The following is a 13,993-nucleotide window of genomic DNA, read 5'->3' on the forward strand; positions in this document are numbered from 1 at the left end:
ATTATTGCCCTTTTTTTCCGCTACGCGTCACAGCTCTAGGGCAAGAAAACGATGTATTTTATTGACGACGAATTGGAATGCGAGCGATGTTTTATGCGGCGCAGATTGCCAGATCAGGTGCGGTGATCCGTCTAACCGGTCATCGTAGTTCTGCGTGCCCATGACAAAGAGTTTACCGCTTACCCCGTTGCAAACTGCAATGTATCTAGAATCGACTGGGTCTGACCGGCCTTGGCTCTATCTTGAGCAGATCGTTTGCCACCTTTCCGACGAAGTCCTGAACATCGATGCCATGAAGGCCGCGTGGAATGGTGTTTTGCGCGATCATCCTGCTTTGCGGCTTGTCGTGGACACGGCCGGAACAGATGCTCCGGTGCAATACGTTCATGATGTCCAAGAGATCGAAATCGAGGTGCTTGATTGGTCTGCGCTCAGCGCGCCCCAAGCCGAGGCGGCACTTGAGGCTTTTCTGGCCGAAGACCGCGCGCGTGGCGTTGATGCAGGGGTGTTCCCTGCGTTTCGTTTGGTGGCAATTCAACAAGGCCCCAAGTGCGCCAAACTGGTATGGAGTTTCCCACATAGCCTGCTAGATGGGCGCAGCTTTGCCCGTGTATTGGACAGCGCATTCGCCCGTTATGATGCACTGCGGTCTGGTACGCTTATCGATGATATCCCGGCGCTGCCCGATAGATTTTTTCAGCACACCCAGACCCTTTCAGAGATGTCGCATGATGCTGGCGTTGATCACTTCGCCGATGTGTTGCGGGATTGGGAGGGAGGCACAGGCCTTGCCGATCACACTTGTCCCAGCACGCGCAAGCATTTCGCAGATCACAACCTTAGCGTAAAACAATCCACGGGCTTGCGCGATCTGGCGGCGGCGGCTTGCGTGGCACCAAGTACCGTCATTTTGGCCGCTTGGGGCATTGTGACCGCGCGGTTTGCGGGGCGTAATGATACCGTCTTTGGCACCACGTTGAACGGGCGGCATCTGGTTACTGATACGGCCACGGCACCGGGGTGCTTCATCACAACAGTGGCGATGCGCATGCGCTTTGAACCGGGACTAAACCTAGGCGACGTCATGCGGCGCTTGCGCGATGATCAGATCGCATTGCGGCCCCATGAGCAAACACCGCTGACCGACATGCGCCGCAAGACCGACGTGCCCGTAGGTCAGCCCCTCTTTGATACGGTGGTGATGTACGAAACCGGTAGTCTTGATCAACAAATGCGCGACAGGCACCCTCGCTGGGCCAAGCGCCGGGTTGACCTGCACGAAGAAGGTGACATGGCCGTCACAATGGCCGCCTACCACGATGAGGCGCTGTTGATCCGTATGGAATACGACCCCGCTCAGGTCCCACAAGGCGCAGAGCTGGCCGCGTATTTTGCCCGTTTCCTTGCGGTGCTTAGCACGGCCACCCCCGAAACACCGCTGGCCACCCTATCGATGTTGGATGCCAAGCAAACCGCGCGCCTGACCAAGCTGAGTGGTGCAGATGTGACCGCTCCTTCGATTTGCTGTGTAACCCGGTTTGAAAATGCAGCGCGGGATCAAGGCCAAGCGACCGCCCTAAGCCAATCCGGAAAACACGCGCTAAGCTACACGGAGCTCGATTGTAACGCCAACCAGCTCGCTCACAAGTTGATCGACAGCGGTGTGCAAAAAGGCGACATCATTGCGCTTTATGCAGCGCGCAGCCCTATGTTTGTGACTGCGATGCTGGCGGCATGGAAAGCGGGCGCAGCGTTTGTCCCGATGGACCCCACCTACCCCCTCGAAACGCTGGCGATGATAGCAAGCGATAGCACAGCAAAACTGATGCTGGCCACGGATACTGCGCCTGATTTGGGCCTGCCGACTCTGACCTTGGCCCCCCACATGGCACAAAACTATCCCACCATTGCCCCTGACCGAAGTGCGATGGACCCAGACCGGTTGGCCTATGTAATCTTTACGTCCGGCTCGACTGGGCGGCCCAAGGGCGTGATGGTTCAACATAGCGCTTTGGGTGCACATGCGAATGCGGTGATCGAAACATACGGCCTGACACCCCAAGACCGCGCCCTGCAGTTTGCAGCCCTCAGCGTTGATGTCGCCCTTGAGGAAATTGTACCAACGCTGCTCTGTGGGGGCCATCTGGTGCTGCGTTCGCTCGAAATGGTGGAATCGACGTCCCTGTTTCTTGAAGAAACAGCCGCACTTGAGCTGACGGTATTGAACATTCCCACCGGCTTTTGGGTCGCCCTGACAGAGATGCTAGACAGCACTTCAGAAACGCTGCCGCCGTCTGTGCGCATCGTGATAGTCGGAGGAGAGCGCGTGCCGCTTTCAGTGCTCAGGCGCTGGCGTGCTTTGGTCCCAGACGTGCGATGGATCAATGGCTACGGCCCGACAGAGACCACGATCACCTGCACCAGCTTTGAGGCACCTGCCGAAACTCCTGCGCTCTACAGTGTTCCCATTGGATCACCGCTGGCCCATGCCCGCGCTTGGGTTTTGGCCGCTGATGGATCCGTCGCCCCCGAAGGCACGAAGGGCGAATTGTGGATTACCGGGCCCGCGGTTGCGCGCGGATATATCAGTGCGCCTGAGCTAACTGCAGAGCATTTTGTTGTCGCGCCATTTGATGCATCTTTGGATCGCGCCTATGCCACAGGTGACCGGACCTATTGGGACAACGGTCTGTTGCATTACATCGGCCGCACCGACCGGCAAATCAAGCTGCGCGGCTTTCGGATTGAACCGGGCCAGATCGAAGAACAACTCGAAGCGCAAACCGATATTGGTCGCGCCTATGTCGCCCTGCATGAAAGCCACGGAAGCACGCCGCGCCTTGTCGGTTGGGTTTCGCCAGCCAATAACACCGACATCCTCGACCTTGACAATGTTGCCATGCGGATCGCCGAAGTGTTGCCGCCCCATATGCGCGCCGCTCTGGTGCAGGTCGATCATTGGCCTGAAACGCCCGGCGGCAAGATCGCAACCCGTTCCCTGCCCGACCCGGTCCCGGCTGTCACAGATCCCACTAAAGCGGACGACACCACTCCGCTGACCCAAGAGGTCGCTGATCTGTTTGCCGCCCTACTCAAGGTCGAGGACGTCGCCCCGGGTGCATCATTCTTTGATCTGGGTGGGCATTCATTGTTGTTGTTGCGCCTGCTGTCAAAGCTAGAGCAGCGCTTGGGGACACGGCTCATGCCAGGGGCGGTTTACGCGGACCCAACGCCCCGCGGCATCGTGAGGGCCTTGCAGGAAAAAGAGACCGACCCGTTGGTGGTGATCCCTGTCCAATCAGGTGGCACAGAAGCCCCAATCTATGCGGTGCATGTTTTGGGTGATAATTGTTCTTTCTTTCGTCCCCTCTCGGCCGTTTTGGGCAGCGATCAACCGCTCTATGGTTTGACGGTGGGTCTTTTGTCGCAGAATACGCCCACCAACATCGTTGATATTGCGAAGTTCTATCTGCACCAGATTGAACGCCACCATCCAAGTGGCCCGCTTTCGTTAATCTCCGTGTCGATGGGCAGCTACGTCGCCTTTGAATTGGCGCAACAACTTAACGAGGCGGGGCGCGACGTCCGGGCGCTGATTTTGCTGGATGCCGAGGGCCCTGCCGGGCGCCCGCGTATTGGTAAAGTGGCTCGCTTTGGCGTTCATCTCGGCCAGATCGCAACAAAGGGATTACCCTACATTCGCAAAGCAATGCTGGAGCGGAGCGCAGACAGGCACCACCGCAAGGCGCTGGAGATAAACCGCAACAATTTGCGCGCTGGGGGCAGCAACCCTGTCCAAACAATTGATGCCTTCATCGCGGCCAATGCCCTGTCGGTCGAGGAGTATCAGCCGAAGCCTTATCCGCATAAAATAACGATCATCCATGCAGCGGACGACCGCTTTGACAGTCCAGCAGGCCGGGCAACTGGGCTAGGGTGGAGCGAGGTTGCAGCAGGTGGTTTTGATCTGCGAGATGTTCCCGGTGACCATCTTGGCATCCTTGATCCCCCAAATGTTGAGAAATTGGCGGTCGAGGTAAAACGCGCGGTCCGCGGTGGTGCTGCAGAAAAATAAATAAAGCCACGTGGTCTTTTGCGTGTCAAAGCAACGGTACCAAGAAAAAGATGCAGCGAATCTTGGTAATTTCAGAACATTACTAAAATCGAACCGGCGTTGGTAATTTCAACAACTTCGCTGGATTTACCAGTAAAGTATGGTGGGTTGTGAGAGGCTCGAACTCCCGACATCTTCGGTGTAAACGAAGCGCTCTACCAACTGAGCTAACAACCCGACAGCGGCTGAATAGCGAAGGTAGAGCCGAGCTTCAAGCCCTTTCGCGCAGCAATTTTTGCACTCTGTTCTCAAGATAGAAAACAATGCCTTGCCCGCCTTCAATTTTGCGCAATTCAGCTAGCGATTTCCCAAGCAAAATCACGCGCAACATGCGGCTGGTGATACCATGCGTCACAAGCACCGAAGGCCCAGTAAGCGTACCCAGAAACGCGTCACATCTAGCGTAGAGCACATCAAACCCTTCGCCGTTTGGCGCGCGTTCATACAGATCAAAACCGCTTCGCACCTTTTCGCTCCGGATCAGAGCGCCACGGTCCATGCCCGCCCAGTCACCTAGACCGATCTCGCTTAAACGCGCATCCGTCTGAATGTCAGCGCACACGCCCTCCAAGGCGATCTCAGCCGTTCGAAAGGCACGGCCTTGCGGGCTGCTGATGGCTTTGAAACCAGCTAAGTCATGCCTGCCTAAGATCGAATTTTGCGCCTTGGCCTGCGCCACACCGCGCTGCGTTAGTGGGCTGTCAAAACGGCCCTGAAGCCGTCCCGTCGCGTTCCAATCTGTTTCACCGTGACGCAGAATATAAAGCGGTGGCATCCGATTCACGGGCTTGGCCACACGACAGTTTCCTGTCCATTTTCAAGAAGATAGACGCAGCCTTGCTCATTGCTCAACTGCCCAACCTCTGGCGCTGGTACATTGCAAACATGCCCGCGCAGAACCTGACCCAGCAGCCCGTGCGCCACGATAACCGTAGGCACCGTCAACTCAGACAGAAAGTCGACGATACGCGCCTCAAGAGCCGCTAAACCCTCGCCGCCCTCGGCCGCTTCGTAAATATCCAAAGCACTGGCACCATCCTCGATAAATTCAGGGTGCTGCTTATAGATGTCGGACCTCAGCATCCCTTGCCATGCACCGGCGTGGATCTCCATTAAACGCGGATCTTCGATGTACGGCGCGCCACCCAGAGCGATCTGCGCCGTTTGGCGCACACGCCCCAAAGGGGAGGCAAAAACCTGAGGGGATTGCGCCAGAATATCTGGCATAATTCTGGCCTGATCCTGTGCGTCTGAAATGCCCCGGGGGGTCAGCGCTGAGTCGAGTTGGCCTTGCAAACGGTATTGGGCATTCCACTCGGTTTGACCATGCCGAAGAAACCAAATTTTAGGATAAGTTCTAGCCACTTACGTGTCTTTCTTCATGCGAAACATCAAAGGAGTATGGTGGGTGATAAGAGATTTGAACTCCTGACATCTTCGATGTGAACGAAGCGCTCTACCACTGAGCTAATCACCCGCTTGGGTCGGATACTCTAATTCACCCTTCGCATGCAAGGGTTTGCTGGCAAAACCGGGAGTGTTTTGAGAATGCTTCTGCTCAGACCTTGTCGGTTGGACCCGAAAGCGTTGATTGTGTCTTTTGGCGCAATTTCAGCACGATCACCCGCCCATCTGGCAGTTCCTTAGCACGCTGGATTTTCACCCGACCTAGTGGTGGCAAAACCATTTCGCGGTGCTCCGAAAGCGCCTCGCCCATGACGGCGAGCATTGCTTCGACGACTGGCTTGATGTCTTTTTTCTTCATGCCAGACCGGGCTGCAACAAGGTCGAACAATTCGCGTTTGCGCAGGCCTGTTGATACCACCACCGGAGACAACGTGTCTGCAACGACCGGCTTTGCAGCAGCGCTCGCGGGCGGCTTTGTGCTAATCGGTGTGGTTGGGGCAGACTTGGTTGAGTCAGTTTTGCTTTGCGCAGATTTGCTCGGAGCCGCAGCGACGTCCACTTTAGGCGACGTGGATTTCACGGCGGTCGACTTCGCGACAGGTGCGGCCGCGGTTGTCTTAGCTCCAGTCTTGGAGGCTGCAGATGTTTTTTTGGCTGTCACGCTCATGATTTTTCCTGCTCATTGTTTCTTATTTGGAAACATCATAACCCGGTGCGGTCTAAAAATCCAGCCAAGGCTAGGTCCCTACATCCCGAGTATTTGAAATAAAAAACGCCCCAACAATACATCAGGGCGTTCAGTTTACTTAGGTAATAGCAGCTTAATGCGCAGTTGCTGCGTCTCCACCAGAGGATTTCGCGGCCAAGGCAGCTGCCGCGGCTTCTTCAGCGGCTTCATCCCATTCGATAGGTTCAGGATCGCGAACCAGCGCATGCTTGAGCACCTCAGAGACATGGCTGACAGGTATAATGGTCAGCCCCTCTTTTACGTTATCCGGGATCTCTGGCAGATCCTTTTCGTTCTCTTCGGGGATCAAGACCGTTGTGATTCCACCACGAAGGGCGGCCAGCAGCTTCTCCTTGAGCCCTCCAATCGGCATCGCATTCCCGCGCAATGAAACTTCGCCAGTCATGGCAATGTCTTTGCGGACGGGAATTTGCGTCAGCACGGAAACGATCGATGTCACCATCGCCAATCCAGCACTTGGTCCGTCCTTGGGGGTCGCACCATCAGGCACGTGAACGTGGATATCGATCTTGTCGAACTTCGTCGGCTTCACCCCAATTTTTGGGCTGATCGACCGCACATAGCTTGAGGCGGCGTCGATGCTTTCTTTCATCACGTCACCCAGCTTGCCGGTTGTCTTCATCCGACCCTTACCGGGCAAACGCAGCGCTTCGATATGCAACAACTCTCCGCCGACCGAAGTATAGGCAAGACCTGTCACAACACCGATCTGGTCGTCCTTTTCGGCAAGACCATAGCGGTATTTCTGCACGCCAAGGAAATCATCCAGATTGTCGCCATTCACGTTAACGCTTTCTGCCTCTTTGCGGATGATCTTGGTCAGCGATTTCCGCGCAACCTTGGCAATCTCGCGCTCAAGATTCCGCACCCCCGCTTCACGCGTGTAATAGCGGATCATGCCGGTAAGCGCAGAATCCTCGATGCTGAATTCCTTGGCCTTCAGCCCGTGGTTCTTGATCTGCTTTTGCACCAGATGCTGCTTGGCGATCTCGCGTTTTTCATCTTCCGTGTAGCCAGACAGAGGAATGATCTCCATCCGGTCCAGAAGTGGGCCCGGCATGTTATAGCTGTTGGACGTGGTCAAGAACATCACGTTCGAGAGGTCATATTCGACCTCCAGATAGTGATCCACAAATGTGGAATTCTGTTCCGGATCAAGTACTTCAAGCATTGCTGATGCAGGATCACCCCGGAAATCCTGACCCATCTTGTCGATTTCATCGAGCAAGATAAGCGGATTGGTGGTCTTGGCTTTTTTCAGCGCCTGAATGATCTTACCAGGCATGGAGCCAATGTAAGTCCGACGGTGACCGCGGATTTCAGATTCGTCGCGCACACCACCCAGCGAGATGCGAATGAATTCGCGCCCCGTCGCTTTGGCCACAGACTTGCCCAAGGATGTCTTGCCGACGCCCGGAGGGCCAACGAGGCACATAATCGGGCCTTTCATCTTGGTCGAGCGTTGCTGCACGGCCAAATATTCGACGATGCGCTCTTTAACCTTTTCCAGACCGTAGTGATCGTTATCGAGCACGTCTTGGGCCTTGGTCAGGTCCTTTTTCACGCGCGACTTCACGCCCCACGGAATGGCCAGCATCCAGTCAAGGTAGTTGCGCACAACGGTTGCTTCGGCTGACATCGGGCTCATGTTCTTGAGCTTTTTGATCTCTGCATCGGCCTTTTCGCGCGCTTCTTTGCTCAGCTTTGTTTCAGCGATCTTGGTTTCCAGCTCAACGACTTCGTTCTTGCCGTCCTCGCCATCGCCAAGTTCGGTCTGAATGGCCTTCATCTGCTCATTCAGGTAATATTCGCGCTGTGTTTTCTCCATCTGGGTTTTCACGCGCGTTTTGATCTTTTTCTCGACCTGCAGCACAGACAGCTCGCCCTGCATCAAGCCATAGACCTTCTCAAGACGCTCAGAAATGCTCAGCGTTTCCAGCAGATCCTGCTTTTGCTCGACTTCAATGCCAAGGTGCCCAGCCACAAGATCGGCCAAACGCGCGGGCTCAGTCGCGTCTCCTACAGCTGTCAAAGCTTCTTCGGGGACGTTCTTTTTAACTTTGGCGTAACGCTCAAATTCATCCGCAACAGAACGCAGCAGCGCCTGTGTGGTGGTCGCGTCACCGGGCATTTCCGTCAGGTACTCTGCGCGCGCTTCAAAGAAGTTATCGTTTTCAAGGTAATCGGTAATGCGAACCCGCGCCTGCCCTTCGACGAGCACTTTTACCGTGCCATCGGGCAGTTTCAGCAGTTGCAGCACATTGGCCAACACACCCGCCTTAAAGATGCCCGCAGCGTCTGGATCATCCACACCGGGGTCAATTTGGCTCGACAGCAGGATTTGCTTGTCGTCTGCCATGACTTCTTCAAGGGCGCGTACGGATTTTTCACGGCCTACAAACAGCGGCACGATCATGTGGGGGAAAACCACGATATCACGCAGCGGCAGTACCGGATACGACGCGTTCAGGGGTTCTTGCATGCTCAATTCCTTATCTTGGCAAAACAGCGCTGGTCCCTAATTAGGCAACCATTGGCCGTTTCCTATGTCGGAATAGGAATGTGGGCACCCTATTCGCCTGTTTCAATCCCTTGTACCGGGGCTTTGGCATAACATGGCGCGATGGGGCCGGTTCGGCAACCGCAGACTGGTTCTGCTTTGACGGAAATTTCACCGAATCTGCGATCCCTGCCCTCGATTGTTTCCCCTTGGGCAACGAGGGGCAAATAATATGTTACCAATAATGACATCTTCCTGTAAATTTCGTAACGCAATACTTGTAGCGAATCGAGAATGACGTTAGGTGTATGACACCTAACCACCACCCAATCGGAGCCCCACTATGGCCAATGCCTTCATCTGCGATGCCGTTCGCACACCCATAGGACGTTATGGGGGTGCTTTGTCATCGGTGCGCACGGATGATCTGGCAGCAGCCCCATTGGCCGCCCTGATGGCACGCTCCCCTGCCGTAGACTGGACCCGTGTTGACGATGTCGTGATGGGTTGCGCCAATCAGGCAGGCGAAGACAACCGCAACGTTGCACGTATGGCGGCCCTGCTGGCAGGCCTGCCGATCGATGTTCCAGGCATTACCGTTAACCGCCTATGCGCCTCCGGGCTGGATGCGGTGGGCATTGCGGCCCGTGCGATCCGGGCTGGTGATATGGATCTGGCCATCGCTGGTGGTGTCGAAAGCATGAGCCGCGCGCCATTTGTGATGCCCAAGGCGGAAACTGCGTTTGGCCGGGCCAATGCCGTTTATGATACGACCATCGGCTGGCGGTTTGTGAACCCCAAGATGAAATCTGCATATGGCGTCGATTCAATGCCAGAGACCGCAGATAACGTTGCCGAAGACCACGGTGTCAGCCGCGCGGACCAAGACGCCTTTGCGCTGCGCAGCCAGCACCGTTGGGCAGCAGCGTCCGAGGCTGGTGTGTTTGACGACGAAATCATCCCCGTCACGATCCCCCAGCGCAAAGGTGATCCCAAAGTGGTGCGCCATGATGAACACCCGCGCCCCGACACGGACGCGGCGACTTTGGCCAAACTGCGCGGGATCAATGGCCCAGATAAAACAGTCACGGCCGGCAATGCGTCTGGCGTGAATGACGGTGCCGCCGCGATGCTGATCGCATCAGAAGACGCCGCATCAGCGCAGGGGTTGACCCCAATGGCGCGGGTTGTCGCCATGTGTGCCGCAGGTGTGGCACCCCGGGTGATGGGCGCAGGCCCAATTCCCGCCGTGCAAAAAGTACTGGCCCGTGCAGGGTTAAGCATCGAACAGATGGACATTATCGAACTCAACGAAGCGTTTGCCAGCCAAGGCATCGCCACTCTGCGCGCTTTGGGCGTTGCGGATGATGCGCCCCATGTAAACGCAAACGGCGGGGCCATCGCAATTGGTCACCCGCTTGGCATGTCTGGGGCCAGGTTGGTTCTGACGGCGACCTACCAACTCAACCGAACCCAAGGTCGCTATGCGCTTTGCACCATGTGTGTGGGCGTGGGCCAAGGAGTTGCTCTTATTCTGGAAAGGGTCTGAAACATGTACGCACAGATGATAAAATCCACTGGCGAGGGTCTAAAAACCCTTGATGAAATGGACCCGATCGAGCGCGCATTTCAGGAGCGCATCGACGCCGGCGGCAAGATTGAGCCAAAAGACTGGATGCCAGATGGCTACCGCAAGAACCTGATCCGCCAGATTGGCCAGCACGCCCATTCCGAGATCGTCGGCCAACTGCCCGAGGGCAATTGGATCACCCGCGCACCAACCCTTGAGCGCAAGGCGATCTTGCTGGCAAAGGTGCAGGACGAGGCCGGGCATGGCTTATACCTTTATTGCGCGGCCGAAACGCTCGGCATTACCCGCGATGAGATGTTTGAGATGCTCCATGAAGGACGCATGAAATACTCGTCGATCTTTAATTATCCGACACTAACATGGGCCGATATGGGCGCTGTCGGTTGGTTGGTAGATGGGGCGGCAATCATGAATCAGGTGCCGTTGCAGCGAACGTCTTATGGGCCTTATGCGCGGGCTATGGTGCGGATTTGTAAGGAAGAATCCTTTCATCAACGCCAAGGCTTCGACATCATGATGAAGATGTGCAAGGGCACGGATGTTCAGAAAAAGATGGCGCAGGATGCGCTGAACCGCTTGTGGTATCCGTCGCTGATGATGTTCGGCCCATCCGACAAAGATAGCGTGCATTCTGCGCAATCGATGGCGTGGAAAATCAAGATGAACACCAATGACGAGCTGCGCCAGAAGTTTGTCGACCAAACCGCACCACAGGCCGAATTCCTTGGCCTGACAGTGCCTGATGAGACGCTGAAATGGAACGGCGACAAGGGCGGTTACGACTTTGCTGAGCCGGATTGGGACGAGTTTTATCAGGTGCTCAAGGGCAACGGGCCATGCAACACCGAACGGCTCGCGACCCGCAAGAAGGCATGGGATGACGGCGCGTGGGTGCGCGACGGCATGCTGGCCCACGCGGCCAAGAAACGCGCAGCAAAGGTGGCCGCAGAATGACCAATCCAAACGTTGATCCAAAAAACAAACCACGCCGCACGGGCGAATGGCCCTTGTGGGAAGTGTTCATCCGCGGCCAGCATGGCCTGAGCCACCGCCACGTCGGCAGCTTGCACGCGCCTGACGCCGACATGGCGATCAAAAATGCGCGCGACGTCTACACCCGCCGCAACGAGGGTGTGTCCATCTGGGTGGTTGAGGCAGAGCGGGTCACGGCCTCAAGTCCCGGCGACAAAGACGCGCTTTATGATCCGGCAAATGACAAGGTTTACCGGCACCCGACGTTCTTTGATATCCCCGATGAAATAGGCCACATGTAATGGAAAATGCGGCACTTTTTCAGTTCCTCTTGCGGATGGGCGACAACACATTGGTGTTGGGTCACCGTATTTCGGAATGGTGCGGTAAGGCACCGGTGCTCGAAGAAGATATCGCGCTGGCCAACACGGCGCTGGACCTGATTGGCCAGACGCAGATGTGGCTGGGATATGCGGCCGAGGTCGAAGACGCTGGTCGGTCCGCCGATGATCTCGCCTTTTTGCGCGACGTCTGGGATTTTCGGAATGTCTTGATGCTTGAGCGGCCCAATATCGATTTTGGCCATACCATGATGCGGCAATTTCTGTTCGATGCGTTTCAACATCCACTGCTAGGTGCAATGGCAAAGTCGAGCGATCCGCGCGTGGCCGAGATTGCAGCAAAAGCTGTAAAAGAGGCTGCTTATCACCTTGATCGTTCGGCCGAGACGGTCGTGTCCTTGGGCGACGGCACTCAAGAAAGCCATGCGCGCATGCAAAACGCGCTTGATTTGCTGTGGCCCTTTGTCGGCGAGATGTTCGCCAGCGATGACGTGGACGCAGCGATGGCCAAGGCTGGTGTTGCGCCCGACCCTGCAGACCTGCGCGACAATTGGGAGGCCTCGGTCCGTGCAACACTGTCAGAGGCGACGTTGCGCATCCCTGAGGATGATTTCGCCCATCAAGGCGGCAAAACCGGCCGACAACACACGGAACATCTGGGCCGCATCCTGACCCAGATGCAGTGGTTGCAGCGCGCCTACCCCGGTGCGAGCTGGTAGATGTCGCAGCCTGATGTTGCCACCGTTTGGGAATGGCTTGATGCCGTGCCCGACCCAGAAATTCCGGTGATTTCAGTCGTTGATCTCGGAATTATCCGCGACGTTGCATGGGCCGGCGACACGCTTGAGGTGTCGATCACGCCAACTTACTCGGGCTGCCCTGCGACCAGCATCATCAACTTAGACGTCGAAACTGCTCTGCGCGCTCACGGCATCGACAAGATCACATTGAAACGTCAGCTTTCGCCGCCTTGGACAACCGATTGGCTGTCTGACAAAGGCCGTGCTCGGCTTGAGGCTTATGGCATCGCACCACCAAGTCCCTCGGGCGGGCCCTCAAAATGCCCACAATGCGGATCGGTGGACGTCCAAAAGGTCAGCCAGTTCGGCTCCACGCCCTGCAAGGCACATTGGCGCTGCCTAAGCTGCCTAGAGCCGTTCGATTACTTTAAATGCATCTAATAAGGCTCTGATATGGCACAATTTCACGCCCTTACAGTTACAGACGTTCGCAAGACAATCAAAGACGCAGTTGTGGTCAGCTTTGCCGCTCCTGAGGACGGTAGTTACGATTTCGTCCAAGGCCAATACCTGACCTTTCGCCATAAGTTTGAAGGCGACGAATTACGCCGCAGCTATTCAATTTGCGCGGGCCGTGATGAGGGTATCTTGCAGGTCGGGATAAAGCGGGTCGAGGGTGGTGCGTTTTCAACTTGGGCAAACGACAGCCTCAAACCTGGCGACACCCTTGAGGCCATGCCGCCCATGGGTAATTTCCACACCCCACTCGATGCAGCAACGCGGCGTCACTATCTGGGCTTTGCAGGTGGCTCTGGCATCACGCCGGTGCTGTCGATCTTAAAAACGGTGTTGACGCAGGAACCCCAGTCGCGTTTCACGCTTGTCTACGCCAACCGTGCGGTCAATTCGATCATGTTCCGTGACGAGCTGGAAGACCTCAAGAACACCTATATGGGCCGCGTGAATGTCATCCACGTGCTGGAAACCGATGCGCAAGATATTGATCTGTTCACGGGCCGCGTTGACGCGGAAAAATGCGCCCGCCTCTTTAGCAGTTGGATCGACATTGCATCGATTGACACAGCGTTTATTTGCGGCCCCGAACCCATGATGCTCGGGATTGCAAAATCGCTGAAGGACCACGGATTGGACGACGCTCAGATCAAGTTTGAGCTGTTTGGCGCGTCGCAGCCGGGCCGTGCCAAGCATCGCGCTAAGATCGCAGATGCAGGCCAAGCCAATACCATGACACAAGTGTCCGTGACGATTGACGGGGCCACGCGCCAGTTCGAGATGTCCAAAGATACCTGCCTCTTGGACGCCGCCCTTGAGAATTCTATTGATGCGCCGTTTGCCTGTAAGGCTGGTGTCTGTTCATCATGTCGCGCCAAAGTTACCGAGGGCGAAGTTGAGATGCTGACCAACCACGCGCTTGAGGATTACGAAGTCGCCGCAGGTTTTGTGCTGACCTGCCAGTGCTATCCCTTGGGTGACAAAGTGGTGTTCGACTATGATCAGTGACCAACGTCCCCTCATTTGCACGCAGACACTCAAAACGCCGGGCCTCACGGCACCCGTCT

The 13,993-nt window shown here is 56.1% G+C and carries 11 protein-coding genes and 2 tRNA genes; 7 read left to right on the forward strand and 6 right to left on the reverse strand.

The window, feature by feature from the left end; genetic code table 11:
* The first annotated feature begins 160 nt into the window (after nt 1-160).
* Entirely contained in the window at nt 161-4,075 is a 3,915-nt protein-coding gene (locus tag C1J03_RS13580) for a non-ribosomal peptide synthetase (RefSeq protein ID WP_114887086.1), read from the forward strand.
* A gap of 140 nt (nt 4,076-4,215) precedes the next feature.
* On the opposite strand, the gene C1J03_RS13585 is transcribed toward C1J03_RS13580, so the two are convergent.
* The 6 genes from C1J03_RS13585 to lon all read right to left on the reverse strand — a co-directional run bounded on the left by C1J03_RS13585 (nt 4,216) and on the right by lon (nt 8,751).
* Nucleotides 4,216-4,291 (reverse strand) — tRNA-Val (locus C1J03_RS13585).
* Nucleotides 4,292-4,325: 34 nt separating this feature from the next.
* A complete protein-coding gene (locus tag C1J03_RS13590) occupies nt 4,326-4,910 on the reverse strand; it encodes a histidine phosphatase family protein (RefSeq protein ID WP_254694043.1) in 585 nt (194 codons plus the stop codon).
* Complete coding sequence (locus tag C1J03_RS13595) at nt 4,895-5,479, reverse strand: histidine phosphatase family protein (protein WP_114887087.1); 585 nt, start codon at nt 5,477-5,479, stop codon at nt 4,895-4,897. The genes C1J03_RS13590 and C1J03_RS13595 overlap by 16 nt, the downstream gene beginning before the upstream one ends.
* A 37-nt stretch (nt 5,480-5,516) precedes the next feature.
* Nucleotides 5,517-5,591: transfer RNA gene (locus tag C1J03_RS13600), tRNA-Val, on the reverse strand.
* A gap of 81 nt (nt 5,592-5,672) precedes the next feature.
* Nucleotides 5,673-6,188 (reverse strand): HU family DNA-binding protein, encoded by a 516-nt coding sequence (locus tag C1J03_RS13605; RefSeq protein ID WP_114887088.1) that lies wholly within the window; start codon nt 6,186-6,188, stop codon nt 5,673-5,675.
* Between the two features lie 154 nt (nt 6,189-6,342).
* Nucleotides 6,343-8,751: an endopeptidase La gene (gene lon, locus C1J03_RS13610; RefSeq protein ID WP_114887089.1), complete on the reverse strand. Its 2,409-nt coding sequence runs from the start codon at nt 8,749-8,751 to the stop codon at nt 6,343-6,345.
* 361 nt (nt 8,752-9,112) lie between these two features.
* Between lon and pcaF the strand changes: the two genes are divergently transcribed.
* Genes pcaF through paaE form a run of 6 tightly spaced genes read left to right on the forward strand, consistent with a single transcriptional unit; the run spans nt 9,113 to nt 13,934 of the window.
* Nucleotides 9,113-10,318 carry a 3-oxoadipyl-CoA thiolase gene (gene pcaF, locus C1J03_RS13615; protein ID WP_114887090.1) on the forward strand — a complete coding sequence of 402 codons (1,206 nt, stop codon included), beginning with the start codon at nt 9,113-9,115 and terminating at the stop codon, nt 10,316-10,318.
* Nucleotides 10,319-10,321: 3 nt separating this feature from the next.
* Nucleotides 10,322-11,314, forward strand: a complete 993-nt coding sequence (paaA, locus tag C1J03_RS13620; protein WP_114887091.1) for a 1,2-phenylacetyl-CoA epoxidase subunit PaaA — start codon at nt 10,322-10,324, stop codon at nt 11,312-11,314.
* The gene (paaB, locus tag C1J03_RS13625; protein ID WP_114887092.1) at nt 11,311-11,634 is read left to right on the forward strand and encodes a 1,2-phenylacetyl-CoA epoxidase subunit PaaB; all 324 of its coding nucleotides are present in this window, start codon (nt 11,311-11,313) and stop codon (nt 11,632-11,634) included. Before paaA ends, paaB begins: the two co-directional genes overlap by 4 nt.
* Entirely contained in the window at nt 11,634-12,392 is a 759-nt protein-coding gene (paaC, locus tag C1J03_RS13630; protein WP_114887093.1) for a 1,2-phenylacetyl-CoA epoxidase subunit PaaC, read from the forward strand. Before paaB ends, paaC begins: the two co-directional genes overlap by 1 nt.
* Complete coding sequence (gene paaD / locus C1J03_RS13635; protein WP_114887094.1) at nt 12,393-12,854, forward strand: 1,2-phenylacetyl-CoA epoxidase subunit PaaD; 462 nt, start codon at nt 12,393-12,395, stop codon at nt 12,852-12,854.
* A gap of 12 nt (nt 12,855-12,866) precedes the next feature.
* Nucleotides 12,867-13,934, forward strand: coding sequence for a 1,2-phenylacetyl-CoA epoxidase subunit PaaE (gene paaE / locus C1J03_RS13640; protein WP_114887095.1), 1,068 nt, complete (start codon nt 12,867-12,869; stop codon nt 13,932-13,934).
* Nucleotides 13,935-13,993 lie beyond the last annotated feature (59 nt).

It is taken from the genome of Sulfitobacter sp. SK012 (assembly GCF_003352085.1).
Taxonomy (GTDB): domain Bacteria; phylum Pseudomonadota; class Alphaproteobacteria; order Rhodobacterales; family Rhodobacteraceae; genus Sulfitobacter.